This is a genomic window from Chitinophaga cymbidii (assembly GCF_007992715.1).
Lineage (GTDB): Bacteria > Bacteroidota > Bacteroidia > Chitinophagales > Chitinophagaceae > Chitinophaga > Chitinophaga cymbidii.
Genome location: NZ_BKAU01000004.1, coordinates 338,076 through 362,921, shown reverse-complemented (window position 1 = coordinate 362,921; position 24,846 = coordinate 338,076). Strand labels below are relative to the sequence as shown.

22 protein-coding genes and 1 riboswitch are annotated in these 24,846 nt (G+C 53.0%); of the genes, 6 read left to right on the top strand and 16 right to left on the bottom strand.

Going from position 1 to position 24,846, the window contains the following annotated elements; genetic code table 11:
- Positions 1-2: 2 nt before the first annotated feature.
- The 11 genes from CCY01nite_RS17735 to CCY01nite_RS17685 form a co-directional block, all read right to left on the bottom strand.
- Positions 3-728 carry an SGNH/GDSL hydrolase family protein gene (locus tag CCY01nite_RS17735; protein ID WP_146864622.1) on the bottom strand — a complete coding sequence of 242 codons (726 nt, stop codon included), beginning with the start codon at positions 726-728 and terminating at the stop codon, positions 3-5.
- A 24-nt stretch (positions 729-752) separates the two neighbouring features.
- Entirely contained in the window at positions 753-1,436 is a 684-nt protein-coding gene (locus tag CCY01nite_RS17730) for a DUF4998 domain-containing protein (RefSeq protein WP_146864619.1), read from the bottom strand.
- A 19-nt stretch (positions 1,437-1,455) separates the two neighbouring features.
- Positions 1,456-2,649 carry a DUF5000 domain-containing lipoprotein gene (locus CCY01nite_RS17725; RefSeq protein WP_186831124.1) on the bottom strand — a complete coding sequence of 398 codons (1,194 nt, stop codon included), beginning with the start codon at positions 2,647-2,649 and terminating at the stop codon, positions 1,456-1,458.
- Between the two features lie 32 nt (positions 2,650-2,681).
- Entirely contained in the window at positions 2,682-4,580 is a 1,899-nt protein-coding gene (locus CCY01nite_RS17720) for a RagB/SusD family nutrient uptake outer membrane protein (RefSeq protein ID WP_146864615.1), read from the bottom strand.
- 26 nt (positions 4,581-4,606) lie between these two features.
- Positions 4,607-7,960, bottom strand: coding sequence for a SusC/RagA family TonB-linked outer membrane protein (locus CCY01nite_RS17715; protein WP_146864613.1), 3,354 nt, complete (start codon positions 7,958-7,960; stop codon positions 4,607-4,609).
- 236 nt (positions 7,961-8,196) lie between these two features.
- On the bottom strand, positions 8,197-9,258 hold the full coding sequence (locus CCY01nite_RS17710; RefSeq protein ID WP_146864611.1) for a FecR family protein: 1,062 nt from the start codon (positions 9,256-9,258) through the stop codon (positions 8,197-8,199).
- Between the two features lie 73 nt (positions 9,259-9,331).
- Positions 9,332-9,967: an RNA polymerase sigma-70 factor gene (locus CCY01nite_RS17705; RefSeq protein ID WP_146864609.1), complete on the bottom strand. Its 636-nt coding sequence runs from the start codon at positions 9,965-9,967 to the stop codon at positions 9,332-9,334.
- A 165-nt stretch (positions 9,968-10,132) separates the two neighbouring features.
- Entirely contained in the window at positions 10,133-10,558 is a 426-nt protein-coding gene (locus CCY01nite_RS17700) for a hypothetical protein (RefSeq protein WP_146864607.1), read from the bottom strand.
- On the bottom strand, positions 10,545-10,922 hold the full coding sequence (locus tag CCY01nite_RS17695) for a helix-turn-helix domain-containing protein (protein WP_146864605.1): 378 nt from the start codon (positions 10,920-10,922) through the stop codon (positions 10,545-10,547). The genes CCY01nite_RS17700 and CCY01nite_RS17695 overlap by 14 nt, the downstream gene beginning before the upstream one ends.
- Positions 10,923-10,931: 9 nt before the next feature.
- The gene (locus CCY01nite_RS17690) at positions 10,932-11,330 is read right to left on the bottom strand and encodes a hypothetical protein (protein ID WP_146864603.1); all 399 of its coding nucleotides are present in this window, start codon (positions 11,328-11,330) and stop codon (positions 10,932-10,934) included.
- 171 nt (positions 11,331-11,501) lie between these two features.
- Positions 11,502-12,212 carry a DUF2071 domain-containing protein gene (locus tag CCY01nite_RS17685; RefSeq protein WP_146864601.1) on the bottom strand — a complete coding sequence of 237 codons (711 nt, stop codon included), beginning with the start codon at positions 12,210-12,212 and terminating at the stop codon, positions 11,502-11,504.
- A 59-nt stretch (positions 12,213-12,271) separates the two neighbouring features.
- Between CCY01nite_RS17685 and CCY01nite_RS17680 the strand changes: the two genes are divergently transcribed.
- The 4 genes from CCY01nite_RS17680 to CCY01nite_RS17665 are packed head-to-tail and all read left to right on the top strand — an operon-like array spanning position 12,272 to position 18,527.
- Positions 12,272-14,227 carry a lectin-like domain-containing protein gene (locus CCY01nite_RS17680; RefSeq protein ID WP_146864599.1) on the top strand — a complete coding sequence of 652 codons (1,956 nt, stop codon included), beginning with the start codon at positions 12,272-12,274 and terminating at the stop codon, positions 14,225-14,227.
- Between the two features lie 20 nt (positions 14,228-14,247).
- Complete coding sequence (locus tag CCY01nite_RS17675; RefSeq protein ID WP_146864597.1) at positions 14,248-17,388, top strand: glycosyl hydrolase; 3,141 nt, start codon at positions 14,248-14,250, stop codon at positions 17,386-17,388.
- Between the two features lie 29 nt (positions 17,389-17,417).
- Positions 17,418-17,639 (top strand): hypothetical protein, encoded by a 222-nt coding sequence (locus CCY01nite_RS17670; protein ID WP_146864595.1) that lies wholly within the window; start codon positions 17,418-17,420, stop codon positions 17,637-17,639.
- An 18-nt stretch (positions 17,640-17,657) separates the two neighbouring features.
- Positions 17,658-18,527, top strand: a complete 870-nt coding sequence (locus tag CCY01nite_RS17665) for a pepsin/retropepsin-like aspartic protease family protein (RefSeq protein WP_146864593.1) — start codon at positions 17,658-17,660, stop codon at positions 18,525-18,527.
- On the opposite strand, the gene CCY01nite_RS17660 is transcribed toward CCY01nite_RS17665, so the two are convergent.
- On the bottom strand, positions 18,524-18,748 hold the full coding sequence (locus CCY01nite_RS17660; RefSeq protein ID WP_146864591.1) for a hypothetical protein: 225 nt from the start codon (positions 18,746-18,748) through the stop codon (positions 18,524-18,526). The genes CCY01nite_RS17665 and CCY01nite_RS17660 overlap by 4 nt on opposite strands.
- Positions 18,749-18,845: 97 nt before the next feature.
- Positions 18,846-18,943, top strand: a riboswitch (TPP riboswitch).
- 48 nt (positions 18,944-18,991) lie between these two features.
- Between CCY01nite_RS17660 and CCY01nite_RS17655 the strand changes: the two genes are divergently transcribed.
- Both CCY01nite_RS17655 and CCY01nite_RS17650 read left to right on the top strand, forming a co-directional pair.
- On the top strand, positions 18,992-19,816 hold the full coding sequence (locus tag CCY01nite_RS17655; protein ID WP_146864589.1) for a universal stress protein: 825 nt from the start codon (positions 18,992-18,994) through the stop codon (positions 19,814-19,816).
- 46 nt (positions 19,817-19,862) lie between these two features.
- A complete protein-coding gene (locus tag CCY01nite_RS17650) occupies positions 19,863-22,451 on the top strand; it encodes a cation-translocating P-type ATPase (protein WP_146864587.1) in 2,589 nt (862 codons plus the stop codon).
- Positions 22,452-22,455: 4 nt separating this feature from the next.
- On the opposite strand, the gene CCY01nite_RS17645 is transcribed toward CCY01nite_RS17650, so the two are convergent.
- The 4 genes from CCY01nite_RS17645 to CCY01nite_RS17630 all read right to left on the bottom strand — a co-directional run bounded on the left by CCY01nite_RS17645 (position 22,456) and on the right by CCY01nite_RS17630 (position 24,808).
- Complete coding sequence (locus CCY01nite_RS17645; RefSeq protein ID WP_222614432.1) at positions 22,456-22,908, bottom strand: response regulator transcription factor; 453 nt, start codon at positions 22,906-22,908, stop codon at positions 22,456-22,458.
- A 143-nt stretch (positions 22,909-23,051) separates the two neighbouring features.
- Positions 23,052-23,582 carry a DUF4199 domain-containing protein gene (locus tag CCY01nite_RS17640; protein ID WP_146864583.1) on the bottom strand — a complete coding sequence of 177 codons (531 nt, stop codon included), beginning with the start codon at positions 23,580-23,582 and terminating at the stop codon, positions 23,052-23,054.
- Positions 23,583-23,696: 114 nt separating this feature from the next.
- Positions 23,697-23,894, bottom strand: coding sequence for a hypothetical protein (locus tag CCY01nite_RS17635; RefSeq protein ID WP_146864581.1), 198 nt, complete (start codon positions 23,892-23,894; stop codon positions 23,697-23,699).
- Positions 23,895-23,965: 71 nt separating this feature from the next.
- Positions 23,966-24,808 (bottom strand): metallophosphoesterase family protein, encoded by an 843-nt coding sequence (locus tag CCY01nite_RS17630; protein ID WP_146864579.1) that lies wholly within the window; start codon positions 24,806-24,808, stop codon positions 23,966-23,968.
- Between the last annotated feature and the right edge of the window lie 38 nt (positions 24,809-24,846).

Here is a 24,846-nt window from a genome sequence, read left to right as displayed (position 1 = left end):
AATTATGCCGGTGTCAGTAATCTTTTCAGTGTAGCAGGATAGCTGTTACGTTCTGTGCCTCCATCCCCTGCCGTGATGCTGTCGCCGAAGCACACGATGCGTTTCTGCGGCAGGCCGTGGAAAAGGATGGCCTGGTACACCGCCAGCCCGATGAAACGGTAGCCTTCCGCCGTGGGATGCACGCCATCCGTTTTATTGGAATTGGCAACGTTCTGGATCAGCGATAATTTGTCCAGCCCCACTTTCCCCGCCTTGTCAAACAAACACCCGAGGTCCAGCAGCGTCGTTTTATATTGTTCGGCCAGTTCCTTGATCGTTCTGTTCACCTCTGCTCTTCTTCCGGAAGGTCCTTCCGCACCATAATGCTCACGTTTATGCCGCGTGAAAAGATATTCCTCTATAAACGGGCAAATGGTCATCAGCAATACTTTGCTTTGCTGCGCCTGTATCTTTTCGATCAGCGTGGAAAGATTTTTCCGGTACTGCTCCAGCGGAATGTACTTCATGCTGTTCATGTCGTTCGTGCCGATCATGAGCACCGTCAGTGCCGGCTTGTGTGACAGGCAGTCCTTGTCTATCCGCTTCAGCAGATCGTTCGTGTTATTGCCGCCGACGCCGGCGTTGATCACCAGGTAATCCGGGTCGTCCGTTCCGGCGAGCGCCGGAATGTCCGCCGCCAGGGCCAAAGCGCCCAGTGCGGCGGTGGACAGGAATGTTCTTCGTTGCACGGTTTACGTTATATTTTTTTCGTTCTATAAATTCACCTTCACAACAGGCGCTGCAAACGTATCAATAGCGTTTGGCACCGGAAGATACAAAGTTTTAAATTCCATTGTACCTGTTTGTGGCGCGCCGTTCAATATTGTGGTGCTTTCCGTGGAGGGCACCAGCAATGTTTGCGCAACGCCGTCCTGGTCCGTGTACGTCAGCCGCACCGCCGGAGAGCGCGGGTCCGCTTCGTCCCATTGCAGTTTCGCGTTACCATCGTTGTCTATCACCGCGCTTCTGAGGATGCGGTTGATGAGATTGGATTCGTAAAATTCTCCGTACACATCACCGTTCACTTCCTGCCGGATGGAGCGGTCGCCCTGCGCGTTGTAGGTGTACACTTCAAAAACGTACGGTCCTTCCGTCATGGCGTCCAGCACGGTCCTGACGGTATCTACGCCAGTGGTGCGCTGAACGGTGACATCGGAGGAATCCGCTTTGCGGTTCCAGTAGATCCTGCATTTCACGATGCGGGAATCTGTTTTCAGCAGCCATTCCAGCTCAATGCGGTTCTTGCCGGGATTTACTTTGAGTGAATCCACCTTGCCGGGATATATGATCTCCCCCTGCGGCACAAAGTCCTTGTAAGCTTCATCCGCCTTGTCGCAGGCAGCAAGGTAAAAACCCGCTGCCATTGACAGGCATATATATTTCAATAGTTTTTTCATGCTGTGCGATTTTCAGTAATTACTGTTTTTGACCAAAGAAAGTAAGCTCTGCCATCCAGCAGTAGTCCGCGTTGCCGAAGGTCTGCAGCATCTTGACGCGGAGGTACCGTACCGGGGGCGCATCCAGCGGCACTTTGAACTGATGGCCTTCCTGCGCGCGGAGAATGTCGTCATTCGAATTAACTCCCGTGGGCAGGCCGGATACTTTTACCACTTCACAATCCACCAGCTTCGTCCATCCGTCAAAGCTGCCATCCGGGTTATACTCCGTACAGCCCCATATTTCGTACAGCTGCGGATCACCGGCGCTGTACAGCAGGTTCAGCTCGTCAAATGCACCCCTGGGTACTTCCACAAAGCGGCTCAGCTTGGCAGTCACACCCATATCGAAGGTGATCCAGTGCGGTATGCCGGAGCCGTTGGCGGAACGGAACCAGGTGTTGTTGGAGCTGGAACCGCCCTGCACCTTGTCGTTCCAGAGATTGGCGATGGGGCCGGAACCGAACAGATTGGCGTCTGACGGGAGCTTCATGGAACGGAAGAGCGATTTGTCCAGCTGCTCTTCAAACAAAGGCGTTACCTGTTTCCACACCGTATCGGAATAGTTCAGCCAGCGGTCACGCACATACAGCCCGAACCAGCGCTCGCTGTCATCGAATCCGCGCACGGAGAAGTCACCTTCTTTCTGGCTGGTGTAGTACATATCTGCCGGAATGGCATCGCCATTGGCGTCCCTTGTCAATACACCGATGGTCATATTGGCGGAATCCGGGTTGGCGAACTTTACGGTGATACCACCGAAATCACCAACGAAATCGAGTGAAGCGAAGGTAGACTGCACGGGCGGTGTGAGCGGTTTTACTTTTACCGTTACCGGTTCGGAACTTACTTCCGACCTGCTTACCGAATACAGCTTCACTTCCCGTTCATCCGTCGTGCCAAAACCGTCGAGCGTAACAGAAGTGTTGTAAAAAGTGGCGATGGATTCCATTTGTTTACCCGGACGAATTTCATAGACTGCTTTTACGTACAGCAGCTCGGGATCATTCGGAATATCGTAGGAGAGCACGACCCTGCCGTTCTGGTTGTCTACACTCACATTGGTGACAACGCCCGGGGCATTGCCGCCTTTGGACAGGGGCTCCAGCTTTTCCTCTTTACAGCCCAGGGCCAGGAAGAGGATGGAGAATATGAGAATATGTTGTGTTCGCATTGTAGTTACATTATGATTATCGATGAAAGACATTACCAGCCGGGGCTTTGCACCAGCTGAGCGTTCTCGATCAGGTTGCTTTCCCTTACCGGCCAGAGGTAATCCCGCTTCCGGAATACGGGGTTGAACACGTACCTGACCTGGTAGTAGTCGGCGGCAGTTTTGCCGAAGATGTTCCACCCGGTGATCGGCTGGTTTATCACGCTTTCTGCTTCTTTCCAGCGGCGGAGGTCCCAGAAGCGCTGTCCTTCAAAAGCCATCTCGATCAATCTTTCGCGGTGAATGATCTTTCTCAGGCCCTCTTTTGTTTGCGGTGCGCCGGGATTGGTGGAAAAGTTCGCCCAGGATTCTTCCACACCGGCGAGGCCGGCGCGGGCGCGCACCTCGTCAATCCACTTGAACGTTTCCATGCCGGGTCCCTGCCATTCGTTCAGGGCTTCTGCATATAGCAGGTAGAGGTCTGCCAGCCGGATCACGGGCCAGGGATATGTTTGCGTGGTCACTTCCGTGGCGGAAGAAACCGTTTGCGGGTTTACCAGCTTCTTGGCCCAATAGCCCGTCATGGAGTAAGCCCAGGCGTGGTTGTTGGCGATCTGGCCCAGCTTGGCCTCCACGTACACCGGCTCTTCTTCGTTGAAGCGGCCCTGCCCGAACCAGCGGCTGCCGTCGAAGCCCAGGTTTGCATAAAAGCGCACCTCCCGGTCGAAATTGAGATTGGCGGTCACATAACCGGATTTAAGGCGGAGCTTGTCCGCGCTGGTAACGGACCTTGTGCCGTAGCGGGCGTTGTAGTTCCAGGTATTGTCTTCCGAAATGGGTACGCCATTCTTCGTATAATATTGTTCCGCGATCTTCATCGGTACGCCGAAGGAAGAGAGCGTTGCGCTTTGCTTGTCGGTGGAATACAGGCGCGGCAGGTTTTCCAGCTGAAGCGTAGTAGCCCTGTTATTGGTGCTCGTCCAGATCACTTCCGGGTTCCATTTCTCGCAAACGGCATTTCGCAAGCTCATTTCCGTGATCGTTTCCGGAGAAGCGGGGAAGCCCAGGAAAGCCGGGTTGTAGTAGTAGATCTGGTGACCTGCGGCATGGCATTCTTCGATTGCTTCCCGGCAGGCGATCATGGCGCGCTCCCACTTCTGGGGATCGTAGGCGGAAGGAAAGAGCTTCACTTTGTCTTTGCCGTTGCCGGTATGGGTGGCGTAGTCCGGGTTTCCGTTGAAAAGCGGGCTGGCGGCGGTAACGAGGAGCCGGGCTTTGAGGGCCTTTGCAACGGATTTGGTCACGCGCCCCTGTTCTGTTGCTTCATTTACGATGCGGTCAGGCAGGTTCACCACCGCTTCATCCAGCAGGCTGGCGATGTAATCCACACAAGAATCCACCGGCGACTGCGATATTTTTACATCCGCCGTGCTGCTGGTGATAGGCAGGTTCTTTTTGATCAGCGGGATAGGGCCGTACATGCGGAACAGGAAAAAGTGGTAATAGGCTTTGAGGAAGGTAGCTTCCGCGGCCCAGCGCGCTTTCTCATAGTCGTCCATGTCCGGCACCTTGCCGATGTTCTCCAGGAAGGTGTTGCAGTCGCGCAGCGCCACAAAGGTGCCGCGGCCGCCGTTGCCCCCGCCCCAGTAATCGGAATACGGCGTAACGATGTTCTGAAATCCCTTGGCGATCTGCCAGGCAGGCATGCTCAGGTTCACGTTATAATCGTTCCCCCAAAGCTCATCGCCTCCCAGGAAAGTCGGATAATTATAAGCATCCGTATATTTAGGCAGATAGCTGTATATCGTGAACAGGTATTGTTCGGCGGTATTGCGCATACGGAAGATATGGTCCACCGTTGCAATGTTGTCCGGCACAATATCCAGGTAATTACAGGAAAATATGAATGGTCCGAATAAGATGATCAGCCATTTTTTAAAATGTTTCTTCATCTGAATATTTTTTGATTTTAACACGATCAGAATGACAATTGGGCGCCTACGTTAATGACCCGCTGGACGGGATAGCCGAGGCCCTTTCCACCCATTTCCACATCCCACATTTTAAATTTACTCAGCACGAACAGGTTAATGCCGCTCGCATAGATACGGGTCTTCTCGATCCTCCATCTGCGGGTAATGGCCGCCGGCAGCGTATAGCCCAGCTCCACCGTTTTCAGGCGGAGGAATGCGCCGTTGCGCATAAACCAGGTGCTGGTAAGTGCGTTGTTGCCGATTTTCCTGGCGCTTAGCCTGGGCCAGGTGGCGTACAGGTCGCGGCTATCCTCAGACCAGTGATTGTCCGCATATGCCTTCAGCAAGGCGCGGTCCCCCACAAAAGGTGCGGTGGAATCCGCATCGATCCAGAAAGATTCCCGGCCCAGTCCCTGGAAGAAAGCGGACAGGTCGAAATTCTTGTAGCCGAGTGAAAAGCCGAAGCCGTATACGATCTCCGGCGTGGTAGGATAACCAATGGGCACCTGGTCTCGCGTAGTGATCTGCCCGTCACCGTTCAGATCGTGATATTTGATGTCCCCCGCGGTGTACTCGCCGAAGTTCTGCACCGGCGAATTCGCTACCTCCGCATCATCCGCGAACAAACGTTCCGCGATGTATCCCCATTGTTGTGACAGCGGGTATCCGAGTTTTGATAAATATTTTTCTACATAATCCGGCTCTTCGATCACGTCAAACTTGCTGGTGGCATAGGTAAAGTTACCCCTCGCCTGCATCCACCAGTCGGCGTTGAAGCTGTGGCTGTAATCCACAGAAAGATCAAACCCTTTTCCACTGGCCTCTCCGAGATTGGCCTGGATATCCGCATTGTCCAAAAAGCCCATGGTAACGGGAATATCCGCGCGTGTCATCAGGATGTTCCTTCTCTTTTCGGTATACACGTCCAGCAGGATGTTTATTTTGTTGAACAATCCTACTTCCAGTCCCCAGTTGGTTTTGGTGGCGGTTTCCCAGGTGATGTCGTTGTTGCCATAGCGGTGAATGAAAATACCTGAACGGGAATACGCATAATCGGTACCGAAGGAGGAGGCCCTCGCGCCATCTGTCATGCTCACGTCCGCCAGGTAGAGGAAGCGGGATTTCGGATCACCGATCGCATCGTTCCCTACCAGGCCGTAAGTGGCGCGCAGTTTCAGGTTGCTGACAACTCTTGTAAACGGTTTGAAGAAAGGCTCGTTGGATACCAGCCAGGCGCCACCCACTGAGGGGAAGAAGCCAAAACGGTTACTTTCGTAAAACCTTTCCGTTCCGTTATAGCCAAAGTCATATTCAAAGAAATAACGGTTGTCATATCCGTAAGAAAGACGGCCGGACACGCCAATGTTCCTGCGCGGCAGCGACAGCTGCAGCGAGCCGGAGTTCGCCTGCACTTCGTTGTTCATGAGGAACACGATCATGCCGCTTACATTGTGCCTGTCGTTGAACGTGCGGTTATAGTTGGCGGTTGCCTGCAGGTAAGTAGTGGCACTGATCTCCTTGGGGCCTTCGCCATAGTTCAGGTATTCCGTGCCCGTATTCGGGTTCAGCATCGTCAGGTTATACTTGTCCGTATACTTGTCATAGTTACCCAGGCCATACCAGAACGGATTATAAAAGCGCTGCACATCAAAATAAGTAGTGCGCGCGGTGTTAAAGAGCGCCTGGAAGGAAAGCCCTTCGGTAATGAACGAGAGGTTCTGCTTCAGCTCAAACTGAGCCAGCAGCTTGGAACGGGTATATTCCTTGTATCCCATTACCATGTCCGCATACGGGTTGATGTAATTGCCATCTCCGTAGTTGCCGAACATGATATGCTGCACGTAGGAATGCTCTTCGTCTTTGGGATAATAGGCAGGGAACAATACGGGATTGGACTGTACCACCCGCTTGTACATGGTGGTGCCGCCGCCGAGGGGACCGTTGTAATCATCAAAGGTGCCGGACAGGCGGATGCCTACTTCCGTGCTCTTCGTCAGGTTGATGTTGACGTTGGAGCGCATGGAGTAGGTATTCAGCTTGATATTGTTATTGAAGTTATTGCGTTTGTCCACTTTGAGGATACCATTGTCCCGGTTCATAGTAGCCGCGAGATAGTACCGGGCTACCTTTCCGCCGCCGGTAACGTTGAAGTTGGCGCGCTGGTTCATGGTAGATTCCTTGAAAAGCTCCTTCCGCCAGTCCGTTGCCGGAAAAACATAAGGGTTGGCGCCGGCGATGGTATTGTCGATCTTGGCTTCCGAATAAGGCAGCTTGCCCAGCGGATCGCGGGTGAGCACGGCTTCATTACCCAAACGCATATACGTAATGGGATCTGCAAACTCCACGTTTTTGGTGGGCGCTGAATTGGAGTTTTCTATCCTCACGGATATGCGGGCTTTACCTTCCACCCCTTCCTTGGTAGTGATAAGGATCACGCCGTTGGCGCCCCTGGCGCCGTACAGCGCTGTGGAGGTAGCGTCTTTCAGGATAGAAAAGCTGGCGATATCGTCTACCTGCATGCGGGACAGATCGGTGGTGGTGGTTTCAATACCGTCGATCAGGATCAGGGGATCTCTTTTATAACCAAAGGTGGTAACCCCCCGGATAAAGAAGTCCGCATTGTCCGCTCCCGGCTCACCGCTGCGCTGATAGGCGATCACACCGGCAAGGCGGCCGGCGAGTGCGGTGGTGAGGTTGCTGGAGGGAACTTTCAGCTCTTTAGGGTTGATGGTGGTCACCGCGCCAACCACTTCTTTTTTCTTTTGCGTGCCGAAGCCCACGATCACTGTTTCTTCCAATTGGTTGGAAGCGAGCGCCAGTTGTACGTTGATCACGTCCCGGCCGCTGATCGGAATTTCCTGCTTGTCGTAACCGATCATGCTGAACACCAGCACGGTGGCGCCTTCGGGTATGTCAAGCACATACTTCCCGTTGAGGTCGGTAGTGGTGCCTACGCTCGGGGCGCTCTTCACGGCGATGGTCACACCCGGCAGCGGCATACCGGTGGTATCCGTTACCGTACCCCGCACATCCTTCCGCATCATCACATCACCCGATTCACCTTTGGTGGTAATGGCGATCAGGTTGCCGTCCAGCAGCTTGTACTGCAGGTTGGCAAGCGGCAACACTTTTTCCAGCACGGTAAAGACCGCTTCGTCCTTCACGGACAGATCGATCCTTTTATCTGTCTTCAGCTTGCGCTCGCTAAAGATGAAATGATATTTTGTTTGTGCTTCTATCATCAGCAGCACTTTCCGCAGGTCGGCAGACTGCAGGTCAAGGGACACTTTATCCTGCGAATGAACAGACCCGGAAACATGCAAAAAAGATAATAAGAGAAGGCAAAAGGTTAGTTTCATAATCACAAGTACCTTTATTAGCGCACGCGGTGGACTGCAAGCATGCACTAAATGCTTTTTTTTCATAACTTACGTAGAATTAGTTGTTAATAATCGGAAACAGCCATCCCTTCAACAGAGACTGCTTCCATTAGGCTAATGGACGGGGAATGGCTTCAACATTTCCCGTTTTTTTATTCCAGTACGATAGGCAAATGATTTTGGTGATCGATGATTGGTGACTGATGATTATTTTTTTAATAAATGATGACGGTATCGTCTGCTATTCTAAAGTTGAACTGTTCTGTCAGCTGCAGGGCTTCCAGCGCCTGTGAGAGCGGCTCTTTGGTGAAGATGCCGGTAAATCTCAGCTGCTGGATGGCAGTATTCTCGAACCGGATGGACACGTTGTACCAGCGTTCCATGCGAGAAGCGAGGTGATCAAAGGATTCATCCTGGAAGATGAGCTTGTTATCGACCCAGGCCGTTTCAATAATGGCGCTGTCTTCTTTCAGGGAATAAGTGGGCTTGATGATGACCGGCTCCGCTTTGGGTACGAGGCTTTTCACAGAGTCCATGCCATTGGTGATCACCAGCTTTTCCGCGGGGCGCAGCCTGATCTTCTTTTCCGATTTGTTCTTCAGCGCCACTTCCACCTCGCCGGTGATCAGCGTAGTTTCGCTGGTGCTGTCATTCGGGTAAGCCTTGATATTGAAGCTGGTGCCCAATACGTTGATGGTCATCGCTTCCGTATATACAAGAAAAGGCTTTGATGCGTCCTTTGCCACATCAAAAAATGCTTCTCCTTTAAGGTATACTTCCCTTTTATTGCCTTTGAAGCGCAGCGGGTATTTGAGTTCGCTATCCGAGTTCAGCCAGACGGAGGTACCGTCTGCGAGCTTGATGTGCGAGCGGGTGCCGCGGATATTGTATTCCGAACGGAGGCCGTCTTCCTTTCCGGGAACCAGCCCTGTTGCCACCATAATATGCCAGGCCGCGACAAAAAAAATCAACGCGGCGGCCATGCGGACCATGAGCATCCACCACTTCACGCCTCCGGCGCCGGCATCCTGTTCCGGCCACATTTGCGGATCAGTGGCATGCATCCTGGCTTTGAGCTTTTCAAAAGCAGAGCGGGTGTCGTCATCATCCGAATGGCCGCCCCTTTGGCCCCAAAAGGCCTGCAGTGCCTCGCCCTCCTTGCGGAGTTGAGGGTTTGTGCGGACAAGGGTTTCCAGCTCCTGTCTTTCCTCCTCCAGGATCTCACCGGAGAGTTTCCTGGAAAACAGCCATAAATACCGTTCTTTGTGCGTTTGCATAAAAGCCGCGTTTGCTCTCTTATATCAAGACACGCAAAAGGGAGTGGTTTACGTATTCTCCCGAAAAAAAATTTCAGACTGTACAAGCGACAAGTACGAGGGATAATAAAGCCGCGGAATCAATAGCGGCGGGGGCGGATTTTTGCCGGGACGACAAATAAGGCTGGAGCACTACATGCAGGGTTTTCACCGCTTTGAAGAGCTGGGTTTCCACCGTGCGGTGCGAGAGGTTCATGATTTCCGCTACTTCTTTGGGTTTGAAGCCTTCCTCCCGGATGAGCCGGAATATCTTGCGCCTGCGGGGCGGCAACATTTCCACGGCCTCATCCAGCTTGGCCAGCAGCTCCTTCCATTCGGAAGCTTTATAAGGATCATGTGTATAAGCGATATGAAGCTGCTCCGGGTTTTCGGTAGCAACTACGCGGTAAGCGGAGAATTTCCGGAGATAGTTCAGGGACTGATTGCGTACCGCGGTAAAAAGATACTTCTCGATGTGCAGCACGTCCGTGTACCCATCACGCCCCGCCCACAGCTTCAGAAAGATGTCCGAAACGATCTCTTCCGCGGATTCATGACTATGTACATATTCCACCGCAAAACGCACCAGCCGCTGATAGCAGAGATGAAACAACTCTTCGAACGACCGCTGGTCATTTTCCTTCGTAATCCTTTGCCATAAAGTATTCAGGTAAGCTTTGTCAGTCTTCATACCGGGAATATTTATTCATAAATGCATTCACACATAGATATATGAGTACAAGATCGGTTGACGTGGAATCTCGAATCCCCCCGGTACATTACAAGGGCAATCGGTGTCTAAAGTACATTTTTAAATTGAAAATCCAAGGTGTGGGGAGTGAAATTACCGGAAGGGTTATGCGTGTAAAAAGAGCTCCCGAATGTCCGAAGGGTGAAATATAGGAACAAATATGGCCGGATAATCGCTTCCCGCTAACCGGACTACCAGCATGCCGCGGATCGTTGCAATAGCTATTCCATAAAAATTCAGCAGCAGTAGCTCTGGTATCTTGTTACTACTCAGCCCTGAAGTCTTAAAAAGCACCTGTACGCCGTAATCAATAAATACCTGTTCCTTTATCTTGAACACTACCCGGAAATCAAGCCCGAATTCCTCCTTAGCCCGGTCATATTTCCATTTGTGGTAGTATTCGTTCCTGACTTTGGAAATATCAATACTTTGCAGTTGCAGCTCTTCGAGGCTGTTAAACAGAAAACGGGTTTCTTTCGCGGCTTTAAGCGCGTATGCAAATTGCGCTGGTAATGATTTAGAAGACGGCATCTTCCCCGATTGAAATATTGCCGCCCGATTTAACGGAAGCGGTTTCGAGATTCAGATGAACAACGGGCCGGTCTTCATCCTGCTTTCCGCGCATATCATCAATAATATACTGGTCTGTATCTTCATAACTGATTACAGGCACCTTCCCACACATCAGGGCAAGTTCCACAAGTTTGCTGATCTTGTGATCTGCATCTCCATTTAAAATCTGGGATACATATCCTTTGGTAACGCCCAACTGCTGCGCCAGTTGCTCAACAGTAAGATGATTGGCGCGCTTGTGATCTTCCAGCAATTTATACAGATCGAGCCTGATCTTGGTGGTCCAGTACTCCCTGGACCTCAGTAATTCTTCTCTTTCCATGATAAATGATTATTGCAGACTTTCAAAATATCGTTCCTTTAATGATCTGAATTTCCTGATATCTTTCTCCTGCGTGTTCTTGTATCCGCATAACAGGATCAGCTTCCCTTCTTTACCGTGGATCGCGTAAACCCGGAGATGTTTTGTCCGGAATTCATACTCTTTTACCGTTGCTTTCCCGGGCGTGATATCCTTCATTTTATTGGGAGGCAGCGTGCCGTTCTCTGCATAAAAATTTATGTAGGTTAACAGCGTGCGGTACTCCGGCAGGTAAGTTGTATCCTTCAGATCTGCTTCAAATGCATCAAGCTGGCCGATACCATTTATACTTAATTGCCTTACAGGAATTCTGCCCGTGACCGCATCGATCTTCCGTGCTCCAAAAATAGGAATATTTTGTTTAGTCACAACTAAACTTTTTATGTTTTTTAAATTTTTTTTAGAAAAAAGGGGGTAACGCTTTGTGGTAGGTTTCTTTCCGATATGCAATTAGAAAGACAAGGCAAATATAATGGTACGGTCAGTTAAACGAACACTTTGGGGTTGTTCATTTTGTTCATTTTTCATTCAGCGTTTTTATTAGCAAGGCGCTCGCATGCTCCGCCACTCATGCGCGATCTCCCGCATCAGCAACGCATTGTCGAACCGCACGGAACCTTCGGGAAAAATCTCTCTGTTCTCGAAAAAGCTGGACCGCACCGCGGTCACCGCCAATGGTTCCACTTTCCATTCCTTCACCTGTAATTGAAGGCCGTCCAGTCCTCCCCCACCGGGCGAGAACCCGGCAGATCCCGCCTCGAAAAAATCCGATGCGGCGGCCAGGTTTTCAAAAACGGAATCTTCATTAAGCTGATCCGCCAGCGAACCGTCCATCGAAATAAAGGTTTCATCTTCGCTGTTGAACGCTACATGATAATCAACGCCGGATTCCCGGACATCGAACCTGGCATGATAATGTTTGCCGGGGAAGAAACGTCCGCCGGCGAAGGCATTGAAGCGGGAGTTCGTATCCCGGCGCGGGATGTATACGCCCTCCCGGGTGATGCCCTGCTCTTCCCAGGTCACCGCAATGCGGTGCGCGCCGTTTTCAGAAGAGATGCCCACAAACCCGGGCAGGCCCTTCGGCCGGATATGCTTCAGGCGGATCAGGCAAATGCCCGCGATCGCGTGGCCTTTGTAGAGTTTCGGACGGAACGGCGCAGGGAGTATATTTTGAATTGCTCCCGGTGCAACGGTGAAGTTGACAAGTATCCGGCGGTCGATCACCCCTTTGATGACAGGGACTTTCATGATATTTGTTTTTGGATCATATAAAGATAAGTCCTGAATTTTTCTTTATCTTGTTTTCCATGCCCGCTTTTTTGAGATGGTGGCTATGCCTCACCGGTATTTTATTTCTCAGTGCACATACGTATGCCCAAACGCTGCAGCCGTACATCCTGAACGGCTCCGCAACGCAACGTACCTGTAACTGCTATGTTCTGACGGAAGAGGTGGACAACGCCAGCGGCACCGTATGGAACAAAAACAAGATCAACCTTTCCCAATCCTTTAATTATGTTTTCGATATCAATCTAGGCTGCAAGGACGAATCGGGAGCGGACGGCATCGGGTTCATCCTGCAAACGCAGGGCACGAATCTCGGCTCATCCGGTCAGGGACTGGGTTTCAAGGGCATCAGCCCCTCCCTCGGCGTGCTGATAGACACCTGGCACAACGCCAATGAAAATGATCCGGCATTCGATCATATCGCCATCCAGATGAACGGTATCTCGGACCACCTGGATGCCACCGGCAACCTGACGCCGGCGTTACAGGTAATAGACGGCAAAGACAATATCGAGGATTGCAACTGGCACCTGCTGCGGATCAACTGGAACGCCTCCACGCACCTGCTGGAAGTGAGCGTAGACAACGAAGTGCGGTTCTCCATAACAAAAGACCTTGTGAACGATATCTTCCACGGCGACCCTATGGTCTACTGGGGATTCGCCGGCTCTACCGGCGGCTCTTCCAACCTGCAGCAATTCTGCGCCGCGCTGCGGCCGGATTTCGCCTTCAGCTCCGGACAGATCCTTTGCGACGGTACGCCGGTGAGCTTTTCCGACAATTCCAGCTCTTTTGGCGTGATCACCCGCCGCTGGTGGGACCTTGGCGACGGCACCACCTCCACCGCCATACAACCGCCGCCACACCTGTACGCCGGTCCGGGTAGCTACGAAGTAAAAATGGTGATCGAAGACAATAGCGGATGCATTTCCGATACCCTGCGCTCGCCCGTCACTATCGGCTCTTACCCCGTAGTGGATTTCGGGCCGGAAGAATTTTGCATCACCGGAAGCCCGCTGAAGATCGGCGACTCCTCCAGGGTAGATGTTGGCACCAAGGCCCGCTGGGAATGGGACTTCGGGAACGGCGCTGTTTCCTCCGCGCAAAACGCCACCATCCCCTACACCGCCCCCGGCCGCTACAACGTGGAGCTGGAAGTCACCACCCGCGAAGGCTGCAGCACCACAGGCAGCAAGACCATCGATATGTTCCAGACGCCATTGACAGCCGCGGCAGGCCGGAACGCCTGTATTGGCGAGCCGGTGGAGCTGGAAGGCAGCAACCTCACGCCCGGCGTTTCCATTGCTCACTGGTACTGGGCGTTGGGGAACGGTGATACCGCCAGGACCCGGCAGGTCAGCTACACCTACGCCGCCGGGGGAAGCTATACCGCACGGCTACACGCAGTAAGTACGGACGGCTGTCCTACCGCAGCGGTGGAAACGGATGTGGAAGTAGTAGACCTTCAGCTGCATGCCGGCAGCGATACCGTGGTAGCCAAGGGCCAGCCGCTGCAGCTCAACGCCCGCGCCACCGGCAGCAATCTTCAGTACACCTGGATGCCGTCCACCGGCATGGACAATCCCTATATCGCCAACCCCGTTGCCTACCTGCAGAAAGACCAGGAATATCATGTGACCGTCACCTCTCCCGAAGGATGCAGGGACGAAGATGTGATCGCTGTTAAAGCATACACCGGTCCCGAGTTTTATGTGCCCAATGCTTTCACCCCCAACAATGACGGGCGTAACGACCTGTTCAGGGTCACCGCTGCGGGGATTCCGAAGCTGGATTTCCTGCGGGTGTGGGACCGCTGGGGGAAAATAATATTCCAGACGGCGGATGTTTCCACGGCGTGGGACGGCACTTTCAACGGCCAGCCCGCCGGGCCGGGAACCTACGTATGGATGGTGCAGGGGGTGGATTACCTTGGCAGGCGGTTCAGCCGCCAGGGCACGGTAACGCTTATCCGTTGATTTTTTTATATCTTGATGGAATGATCCGCATCACAACACTATCCATGCTGCTGGCCATTTCCGCTTGCGCAACCGCACAGCAGACCTCCGTAGAACAAAGCTTCAGCACTCCCCCGGACAGCATCAGGCCCAGCGTTTACTGGTACTGGATGAGCGATAACATCTCCGAAGAAGGCGTTAAAAAAGACCTGGAGGCGATGGCCGAAGCCGGCATCGGCAGGGCGTTCATCGGCAACATCGGCTATAACCCGAAGGAAGTGCCGTACGGCAACGTAAAGCTGTTTTCGGACGAATGGATGAAGATCACCCGCACGGCTATACGCACCGCTTCGGAAAAGAATATTGAAATAGGCATGTTCAACAGTCCCGGCTGGAGCCAGAGCGGCGGCCCCTGGATACAACCTTCACAATCGATGCGGTACCTTGCGGGAGAAACACTGCGCGTAAAAGGCCCGCAAAAAATATCACAGCAAATCCCCGCGCCGGGCAACGATTTCCAGGATGTGGCGGTCATCGCATTTCCGGCGCCCGCGGCGGATGAAGATGATATTTCGCAACACGCGCTGCAAATCGCTCCCGCCCTCCGCCAGCTGGTGGACGGCAACACCGGCACCGGCCCGGATTCCACGGGCAACATGCACATCGATCTGCAAGTGCCGGAAGATTTCACCGCGCGCAGCCTGGTGCTGTATATCAACAAAACTTACCGTTCCGATGTGGAACTGCAGGTCAGAAAAGACGCTTCCTGGGTGACGGTTACCAAATTTCCGTTCGACCGCAGCAATGCCATGCCGCAGGTGGGTTTCCGGCCATATGCGCCCGTCAGCATTGCTTTTCCGGCGGTGACCGGCAGGGAATTCCGTTTGATATTAAGCAATTCTTCTCCATCAGGACTAACGGAGATCAAACTGCTGAGCGCCCCGCGGATAGAGCGCTTCGAAGAAAAACAACTCGCCAAGATGTTCCAGACGCCGCTGCCGTTGTGGAACGAATACCAGTGGCCGCAACAGGCGGAGCCAGAAAATGATTCGCTTACCATCGACCCGGTGAGCGTGCGCAACATCTCCGCCCATCTCGGCAAAGACGGAACTTTAAACTGGGATGTGCCCGCGGGCGAATGGATCATCCTGCGCTACGGTATGCTGCCGACAGGCGTGCAAAACGCACCGGCCTCCCCCGAAGGCAGCGGGCTGGAGATCGACAAGATCAACCGTGCTGCCATGCAACATCACTACGATGCTTTCATCGGCAAAATATTCAACAGCATTCCCGCATCAGAACGAACATCTTTAAAATGGGTGGTGGCGGACAGCTATGAAACCGGCTCCCAGAACTGGACAGACGGCATGGAGAAAGCGTTCCGCCAGCAGTACGGCTATGATCCCCTGCCCTGGCTCCCGGTGTTGTCCGGCAGGATCGTTGGCACCGCGGAACGATCCAACCGCTTTCTCTGGGACCTTCGCAGGCTGGTGGCGGACCGTGTGGCGTATGAATATGTAGGCGGATTACGGGACGTTAGCCATAAGGACGGGTTGCGGTTGTGGCTGGAGAATTACGGCCACTGGGGGTTCCCGGCTGAATTTCTGCAATATGGCGGGCAGGCGGATGAAATAGGCGGGGAATTCTGGAACGAGGGAACACTCGGTGACATTGAATGCCGGGCCGCTTCTTCCGCCGCGCATATTTACGGGAAGAACAAGGTAGCCGCGGAATCCTTTACCGCAGGCGGCCAGGCATACGTGCGGTATCCCGCGTTGCTGAAGCGCCGTGGGGACTGGTCATTCACGGAAGGCATCAATCATACCCTGTTGCATGTTTTCATCACACAACCTTATGAAGAGCGCAATCCCGGCGTGAACGTGGGTTTCGGCACGGAGTTCAACCGCAAGAACACCTGGTTCAGCATGGGAAAAGCATTTATCGATTACATCCGCCGCTGCAATTTCCTGTTGCAGCAAGGCAAACCCGTGAACGATATTGCCTATTTCATCGGGGAAGATGCGCCTAAAATGACCGGCGTGCGCGACCCCGAATTGCCCGCCGGATATTCTTATGATTACATCAATGCGGAAGTGATCCTGCAACGGTTGAGCGTGCAGAATGGCCGCCTGACGCTGCCGGACGGCATGAGCTACCGGATGCTGGTGTTGCCCAAACTGCAAACCATGCGCCCGGAAGTATTGCAAAAGATCAGCGAACTCGTGAAACAGGGCGCCGTAGTGTTCGGCCCGGCGGCGGAACGCTCTCCCAGCCTGCAGCACTATCCGGAAGCAGATAAAACCGTGCGCTCGCTCGCCGCGGCCATGTGGAAAGAACGGAAATACGGTAACGGCTATATTTTATCCGGCATGTCCATCGAAGAAGCCCTGGCATTCATACGTCTGTCCCCCGATGTAAAAATGGAAGGAAAAGACGTACTGTACGCTCATCGCGCAGCAAAAGACGCAGACTATTATTTCCTCTCCAATCAAACCGACAAAACGGTACAGATAAAACCCACCTTCCGCATCAATGGAAAGCAGCCCGAGTGGTGGGATGCGGTAACCGGACAAGTGCGCGACCTTCCCGAATTCACGGCTGACGACAGCAGCACTACCGTGCCCCTGCGGCTCGAAGCCTTCGAAAGCGGCTTCGTGGTTTTCCGCAAACCGGCCTCCAAACCAACCGGTGTAAAGAACTTCCCCGCCCCCGCGCTGCTACAGCATATCGAAGGCAAATGGAAGGTACAGTTCGGCGACACCACCGTAATACTCGACACATTATCAGACTGGAGCAAACACCCGGATGAACACGTCCGGGATTTCAGCGGCACGGCCACTTACATGAAAATATTCCGCGCGGTGAAAGTGCCGGCGGGCGAAAAGGTTTTCCTGCATCTCGGCAACGTGATGGTAATGGCGAAAGTGAAGCTCAACGGCAAAGACCTCGGCACGGTATGGACTGCGCCCTGGAAAGTAGACGCCACCGGCGCACTGCGCGAAGGCGAAAACCAGCTGGAAATTGAAGTGGTGAACACCTGGGTGAACCGTCTGATCGGCGACAGCAAGCTGCCGGAAGCCGAAAGAAAAACATGGAGCAACGTAAACCCGTACAAGCCGGAAAGCACTTATCAGTCCGCCGGCCTGCTCGGCCCGGTGAAACTGGAAATACAGGCACAATGATTGCGGCGGTGTAACAAAACCCTGTTATCATGCGCACATTCCATATCAATTACCACAATAACGAAGTAAAAGTAGTGCAGCAGGACGAGGAACTTTTCACCGTTCACCTCCCCCGCTTCACCATGCGCCTGCTATTGCGGCAGGACAATGAAGGAGCCAGTCACTGGTTTGAGGAAAACAGGGACAATGAAACGGCGGAAACGCGCGGAATTGGGCAGGAGATTGAAACCTGGCTGTCGAAAAACAAATAAGTTCCTATATTCGCAGGCATGAGAACCATGCTTGCTATGCTCCTGGCCTTCCTATCCACCACTTCTCAGGCCCAGGTTGTTATTCCCGTAGACATCACCCCTGAAGGGCACATCCTGATGAAAGGCAGCATCGATGGCGTTGCCGGAAATTTCATTTTTGATACCGGTGGAGGGCTGGACGTGGTCACCAGAAAATTTGCATCACAATTAAAAACGCTGATCCCGCGGGACGGTGGTTTTACCGGCTTCCGGGCAACAGGCGAAAGGATCGATGCGCAACTATATACGATTGCAGGGCAACTGGGGGACAGCACCGGGGATTCATCCACGATCGCCGTTGTGGATGCCGATTTCGGGCCGATAGACGGACTTGTATCACTGATGAGCTATCGTAACAAACCTGTTACGATCGACTATGAACATAAACAGCTGATCCTCGAAACACCTGCCAGTCTTGCCGCAAGGAAAAGCAACGCCAGGGCCGTCATTCCCCTGCAACTCGAAGATCAGCGCGGCCTCGCCCTCGATATTTTCGCTTACTTTTCGCTGGACGGCAAAGCGGTGATCCAATTGCTGCTGGACAGCGGCGCGGGCAACAACGTATTCCGCTTTCATCCACGTTATATGACCAGATTGGGAATTGACCCGAACGATACTTCCCGTGTGGAAACAATACGCCGCCGGAGCGAAATAGACACCAGCTTTACCAGCGTCATCTACCGGGCGAACGTACGCTCGCTTGCCGCGAAAGACGCTTCCGCCGTGAAAGTATCCGGCTTCAAAGCATCCTTTGTAGATGGCCTGATCTACGACGGCATCGTTTCCCTGAACTGGATCGGGAAATGCATCACCATCGACCTGCAACAGCAGGAAATGATCGTCCGTTAATCCATCAGCAACACTTCTCCATGCTTCAGCGGCAACACGCGCTCATTTTCCGCATGCGCCAGCAGCACTTCGATCGGTTTGCCCAAAGGTTCGTCCGACAGATCGAACGTGCCGTAATGCATGGGAATGATATGCTTCGCCTTTTCAGGTAGACGATCAGCGTGGCCCGATATTGTGTATTTTTCTACATAAGTGTAGAAAAATCTACATGCCTTTTTCATCCATGATCTTTAATCGGCATATTTACCGGCCAATAAATATATCATCTACGTAACAGCCATTTGACCGGCATCATTCTTTCATATTAATCATCAAGAAGTTTCTTACAAGGGGTGGTCCCGTAAAAAAGGATCTGAGAACAAACTCTAAAACCTGATCTGGGTAATGCCAGCGTAGGGAAAAGAGAAACATTCTAAGGAGGTTGTCTCAACGAGACAGCCTCTTTTTTTATAAAATCGCTTGCCATGAAATCAATACTCGTACTCACCGACTTTTCAGATACCGCATCGCATGCTGCCCAATATGCCTGTTCACTGGCGAGGCAGATGCACAGCGGATGCATCGTGCTGTTCCATGCCTTTCAAAGCATGATTCCCACCACGGACCTGCCAGTATCCCCTACGATGGACGAAAGCCAGATCGCCCGGGAATCCATGCGGCGGCTGGAAGAGCTGGCGGCGCAGCTGGAAGATCAGCTGGATGAAAATACGGAGATCATTCTGCGGACGGACGACGTGGTATTGCCCGAGTCGCTGAACGAGATCTGCCGGCGGGAGAAAACAGACCTGGTGGTGATGGGCATTGCCGGCAAATCCAGGCTGGAAAAAGCGCTGATCGGCAGCAAAGCCATCGACGTGCTGGAAACCTGCGAATACCCCGTGCTGCTGGTACCGCCCGCCGCACCGGCCGTTGCCGTGGAAAACCTCATTTTCACCACCGACCTTGAACACATCGCCGCCAACATGCCCCTGCCCCTGATCGATGGGCTGCTGAAAGCACTGAACGCCCGTTTATGGGTACTGAACGTAGCACCGCCGGAAAAAAGCTATCCGCCGGAACTGAAAACGGAGCTCACCAGCCTGCATAACTTGCTGGAACCCTATTTCCCCGTGTACGAATTCCTCACGGAAGAAAATACCGTGGAAGGAATTATCCATTTCGCGCAGCAGAAAACACCTTCGCTGATCATCGCCGTACATAAAAAACAAGGGCTGTTTCACCGCAGCATCACCAAAAGGCTGGCGTACAAAGCGCTGATCCCCATCATCACTTTCCGGCAGCTGCACTGATGGCTGTCATCATCAGGCAGGAATATTGCAGTTACTTTGCGGACCAATGAACACCCGCATGCAAACCCAGGAAGCTCCTCCCCACCAGCTACAGCAGGAAGAACTCACCGCAAAGCTCCAATCCGATGTGCAAAAAGGACTGACGGACGAAGCGGTGGCGCAGCGCCTTGAAGAATATGGCCAGAACACGATCGAAAGCCATAAAAGGATCTCACCCTGGATGATCTTGCTGCATCAGTTCAAAAGTCCCGTTGTGTATCTCTTGCTGGTAGCCGCCGCTATGTCCGTCTTCTTCCGGGAATGGCCGGATGCCATCGCTATCGGCATTGTGATATTGCTCAATGCGGTTATCGGCTTTGTGATGGAATTGCAGGCGGAACGGTCGATGAAAGCGCTGGAAAAAATGACCCGGTTGTCCGCCAAAGTACTGCGGAACGGCAGCCTGAAGGAAGTGCCGGTGGAGAACATCGTGCCCGGTGACATCCTGTTCCTTGAAGCCGGCGACCTCGTGGCGGCGGACGGGCGTATTGCGGACGCTACCGAACTGCAGGCGGACGAATCCGCATTGACGGGGGAATCCGTACCGGTGGAAAAAGAAACGGACGCCCTCGAAGCGGATACGCCCCTGGCCGAGCGCACCAATATGGTCTACAAAGGCACCTTCATCCGTAAAGGCAATGCGCACGTGCTGGTCACCGCCACCGGCATGAAAACGGAACTGGGGGATATTGCGTCGATGGTGGCGGGCGCGAAGAAAACGGCTACGCCGCTGGAAAAGAAACTGGAAGATTTCAGCAAGCGGCTGATCGGCATCACGGTGGTGATCGTGCTGCTCATCTTCGGAGCGGGACTGCTCAACAAAGTGCCTTTCATGGACATGCTGCAAACCTCCATTGCGCTGGCCGTAGCCGCGATCCCCGAAGGTCTGCCTATTGTGGCCACGCTTGCGCTGGCGAGAGGCATGATACAGATGGCGAAACACCAGGTGATCGTAAAGAAGCTGTCCGCCGTGGAAACGCTCGGCGCAGCCACGATGATCTGTACGGATAAAACAGGCACGCTCACGGAAAATAAAATGGAAGTGACCGCGGCTGTATTGGATGAAGGGAAAATCGACTTCCGCGAAAAACAGAACGATAGCAAAAGCCTGCCATACCTGCAGCGCGTAGCGGTGCTGTGCAACAACGCCTCCCTCGCAGAAGAAACCGGCGACCCGCTGGAAGTCAGCCTCCTGCAATTCGCGGAAAGATCCGGGGCGGACGTGCAGCAGCTGCAAGCGTCCTGGCAGAAAAAAGGCGAAGCGCCTTTTAACTCGGACACCAAAGTGATGGGTACCATTCATCAACAGGAAAAAGAGATTTTCATATCCGCCAAAGGCGCCACAGAAAACCTGGTGGACTATTGCACCCACATCTTCCGGAACGGACAGACAGAGCCTTTCAGCGATGCGGATAAAAAAGAATGGCTGAAAAAAACCGATCAGCTCGCGGCATCCGGCTTAAAGCCGCTCGCCTTCGCCATGAAGGAAACGGACAACGCCGAAAAGGATTTCATGCACGACCTGGTGTTCCTCGGCATTGCGGGCTTCATGGACCCGCCGCGCCCGGACGTGCAGCAGGTGATCCATGAATGCCATACCGCGGGCATCGGCATCATGATGCTTACCGGCGACCATCCGGCCACCGCCGCCAACATCGCCAAACAATTGGGCATCAGCAGCGATGAAAAAGATCAGGTGATCAATGGAAAGGATATGGACGCGCAGCGGGACCAGTGGCTGCAATCCACCGTATTCGCAAGGGTCAGCCCAAAGCAGAAGCTGGACCTGGTGGATGCCCTGCAGCAGCAACATCATATCGTTGCAATGACGGGGGACGGCGTGAACGATGCGCCCGCGCTGAAGAAAGCGGACATCGGCATTGCGATGGGCATCCGCGGCACACAGGTATCGCAGGAAGTGGCGGACATGGTGCTGAAAGACGACTCCTTCGCCTCCATTGTACAGGCCATCAAACAAGGCCGTATCATATTCGAGAACATCCGCCGGTTCATCATTTTCCTGCTGTCCTGCAACGTGAGCGAGCTGCTGGTGATCGGCGTGATCGCTTTGCTGAACCTTCCTTTCCAGCTGGTAGCCCTGCAGATACTGTTCATCAATCTTATTACGGACGTATTACCCGCCATGGCGCTGGGCTTCACAAAAGGCGACGAAACCGTGATGCAAAAGAAACCGAAAGATCCCCGCCAGCCGATCCTCGATAAAAGAAAGTGGATATCCATCTGGGTATACGCGGCGGTGATCGGCGGCAGCGCGGTAGCGGCGGCTTTTACCACCGAAGGACATGCGAACAATGCCTTGTTCTTCACGCTCATCTTCTCCCAGCTTTTACATGCCTTCAGCATGACGGCCGCCAAAGAAAAATTCTTCAGCGGTCCCGTGTTCCGGAACGTGTACGTCTGGGGCGCCGTGCTGCTGAGCATCGCCATTACCCTGCTCACGCTGACCATCCCGCCGGTGGCGGAGGCGCTGCGGCTGGAACAAATGGAATGGCGGAACTGGGGGGTCATTGTGCTGTGCAGCGCCGGGTCCCTGCTGGTGATCCGCCTGCTGAAGGCGCTCAAACTCGTATCGTAAACTGTTATGGGATGATCTGCAATCGTTTTGCCTTTTCGATGGCCTGCGTGCGGCGTTTCACGTCCATTTTACCGAATAGCCGCGCGGCATGCGTTTTAATAGTGGGCAGCGACAGGAACAGGCGGGCCGCGATCTCCTGGTTGCTAAGCCCCTCCGCCATCAGCTCCAGCACCTCAAATTCCCGTTTGCTTAAATTCAGCTCGGCCAGTGCGGTGTCATTGCGCACAAATTCCCCGTTCACATACACCGTCTTTTCCAGCACCACGGTTTTCACCTTCGGCCGGGCGAGCTTCAGCGCCAGCCAGATGCCCAGCGCCGTGAAGATCACCGCGATGGCGCCGATGTACAGCTCAAGGGCATGGTCCATGATCACAAAATGCAGTTCCAGCCATCTTAACAGGAACAGCAGCAACGCCAGTGCGCCGCCGTAGAGAAAAACAAGCTTGTATTTTGACAAAAAATTATTGGCCATTATAAACTGTGCGGAATCGTCTGTTTTCCGGTCATTAAGTTAGAAAAAATACCTGCCCGTCACGCATCTTCACAAAAAAAGCCGGCCTTCCCCGGCCAGCTTTCGGTAATTTCATTACCCGGCTATCATCAACCCGCCACCATTTTCGGCTTCCTCCTTAATATCCACGCGCAGATCAGCGAAACGGCAATCCCGATCGGCAGTACTTCCAGGTAACTGATCAGCACCACAAAAACGGGATTCTTATACATTTCCTTAAACTCCGCCATCTGCGTAGCCTTCTTTTCCAGCTCGGCGGCCGTAGCCCCGCCTTCCCTCGCGGCCTTCATCACATGCGGGATATATTTATCCATAAAATCCGGGATAAACACATAATATTCCACCAGCCACACCAATACATACATGCTGGACGCGATCAGCGAAATGTAAAGACCAATTTTGAACGCCTTCCCGAAGGAGATCAGGCCGTTGTTGAATTTGTCCCGGTAATTTTTCACGCCCACGAAGATGAATGCAAAGGCAAGGAGCATGGCCGCATACCCCAGCACCATGTTGCCTTCAAAATTCTCCTTCCTGTAACACATTACGGTGGAGGTGATCATCAGCGCGGTCAGGATCAATCCGGAGATCAATCCAAATACAAGCACATTTTTTTTCATATTTGTCCGATTTATAGGTTCCCGTCAAAATTGAAAGATTTCGCGCTTTTTCCCTTCATACTTTGGGATGATTTTGCCGGAAAAGCCGGTTTTAATGCTAAAGTACGATGTCTTTCATTTCGACAGCTCGTCGAACCGTTTGTCCAGCAGGCATAACAGGAAATAAGCGATCGCGCTGATGATCAGGGTATAACCGATAAAACCGAGGATCACGAACACTTCGTTCCAGATCCAGTTATGGGTTGCGGAAAAATAAGAGAGGGACACGAGCAGCAGGCCCAGCAAAAATGCGAGTAAGGAAAGGATTTTCATAGGATATGTGAGAGATATAATTGACGTTGCCAAGATAACCCGGTTACCGCAATTTTTTTGTAGTGATAATTCTACATTTTATCTGGCACCGTGGTGCTGTTGACCGGCATATCCTGGGCGGGGTTCACCTGGTAGCTCAACACCTCCCCGCTTTCCAGCAGCTCCACAATACGGTATCCCGTATACGGCGTGCCCCAGCTGCCGCCGATATGCGCGTCAAAGAAATAATGCTTGCCGTTTTTTTCCTTCATGCCGTCCTCAATATGATCATGCCCGTGGAAAACCGCCCGCAGGTTGGATTGCTTTGTGAACATCTCCACCAGCTCCGGGCAATCGATACCGTGCTCCGTCCACTTTACCGGCGTGATGTGCATGAACACGAACAGGTGTTTTTTTGCGCTGAAGCGTTGTAGCTGCTCCTTCGTCCAGTCCATATCCGGACAAATATATTTCCCCGTTACGTCCGCCGTGTTGAGGATCAGGAACGCCGCATCTCCCTGCTCAAAGGCGTGATGCCAGGGAATCCCCCAGGTCTGCTCCCAATCCTTTTCCGGGATCATATCATGATTACCGTGGGACACATAATATTTCATCTTCAGCTGGTCCCAGGTCTTCTTCACTTCCGGCAGGAATTTCGGATCGTTGTGAAATACATCCCCGTTGATCACGGAAAAATCCAGCCCCCGGCGCCTGCCTTCCTTGTTCAGCCAGTTCACCATTTTCTTATGGTTCTCGTAATAAGTGGTTTTCGGTTGCCCGTAATGCCCGTCTGACGCAAGGGCAAAACGGAGCAGCACCTTTTTTCTGTCGGGTAACCGGAATCCCGCAGGGGAAAAAGATTGCAGCGTATTGCCGGCGCCGATGACCACGATGCCTTTCAGGGCCATTTCGAGGAAGTCTCTACGTGTAAGCATAGCATGAAAATAATAAATGGAGAAAATATATGGAATGC

Excerpts from the sequence above, each read along its gene's own strand:
- CCY01nite_RS17730 (WP_146864619.1), bottom strand. The coding sequence starts at position 1,436 with ATGAAAAAACTATTGAAATATATATGCCTGTCAATGGCAGCGGGTTTT.
- CCY01nite_RS17725 (WP_186831124.1), bottom strand. The coding sequence starts at position 2,649 with ATGCGAACACAACATATTCTCATATTCTCCATCCTCTTCCTGGCCCTG.
- CCY01nite_RS17720 (WP_146864615.1), bottom strand. The coding sequence starts at position 4,580 with ATGAAGAAACATTTTAAAAAATGGCTGATCATCTTATTCGGACCATTC.
- CCY01nite_RS17715 (WP_146864613.1), bottom strand. The coding sequence starts at position 7,960 with ATGAAACTAACCTTTTGCCTTCTCTTATTATCTTTTTTGCATGTTTCC.
- CCY01nite_RS17710 (WP_146864611.1), bottom strand. The coding sequence starts at position 9,258 with ATGCAAACGCACAAAGAACGGTATTTATGGCTGTTTTCCAGGAAACTC.
- CCY01nite_RS17705 (WP_146864609.1), bottom strand. The coding sequence starts at position 9,967 with ATGAAGACTGACAAAGCTTACCTGAATACTTTATGGCAAAGGATTACG.
- CCY01nite_RS17700 (WP_146864607.1), bottom strand. The coding sequence starts at position 10,558 with ATGCCGTCTTCTAAATCATTACCAGCGCAATTTGCATACGCGCTTAAA.
- CCY01nite_RS17695 (WP_146864605.1), bottom strand. The coding sequence starts at position 10,922 with ATGGAAAGAGAAGAATTACTGAGGTCCAGGGAGTACTGGACCACCAAG.
- CCY01nite_RS17685 (WP_146864601.1), bottom strand. The coding sequence starts at position 12,212 with ATGAAAGTCCCTGTCATCAAAGGGGTGATCGACCGCCGGATACTTGTC.
- CCY01nite_RS17680 (WP_146864599.1), top strand. The coding sequence starts at position 12,272 with ATGCCCGCTTTTTTGAGATGGTGGCTATGCCTCACCGGTATTTTATTT.
- CCY01nite_RS17675 (WP_146864597.1), top strand. The coding sequence starts at position 14,248 with ATGATCCGCATCACAACACTATCCATGCTGCTGGCCATTTCCGCTTGC.
- CCY01nite_RS17670 (WP_146864595.1), top strand. The coding sequence starts at position 17,418 with ATGCGCACATTCCATATCAATTACCACAATAACGAAGTAAAAGTAGTG.
- CCY01nite_RS17665 (WP_146864593.1), top strand. The coding sequence starts at position 17,658 with ATGAGAACCATGCTTGCTATGCTCCTGGCCTTCCTATCCACCACTTCT.
- CCY01nite_RS17660 (WP_146864591.1), bottom strand. The coding sequence starts at position 18,748 with ATGAAAAAGGCATGTAGATTTTTCTACACTTATGTAGAAAAATACACA.
- CCY01nite_RS17655 (WP_146864589.1), top strand. The coding sequence starts at position 18,992 with ATGAAATCAATACTCGTACTCACCGACTTTTCAGATACCGCATCGCAT.
- CCY01nite_RS17650 (WP_146864587.1), top strand. The coding sequence starts at position 19,863 with ATGAACACCCGCATGCAAACCCAGGAAGCTCCTCCCCACCAGCTACAG.
- CCY01nite_RS17640 (WP_146864583.1), bottom strand. The coding sequence starts at position 23,582 with ATGAAAAAAAATGTGCTTGTATTTGGATTGATCTCCGGATTGATCCTG.
- CCY01nite_RS17635 (WP_146864581.1), bottom strand. The coding sequence starts at position 23,894 with ATGAAAATCCTTTCCTTACTCGCATTTTTGCTGGGCCTGCTGCTCGTG.
- CCY01nite_RS17630 (WP_146864579.1), bottom strand. The coding sequence starts at position 24,808 with ATGCTTACACGTAGAGACTTCCTCGAAATGGCCCTGAAAGGCATCGTG.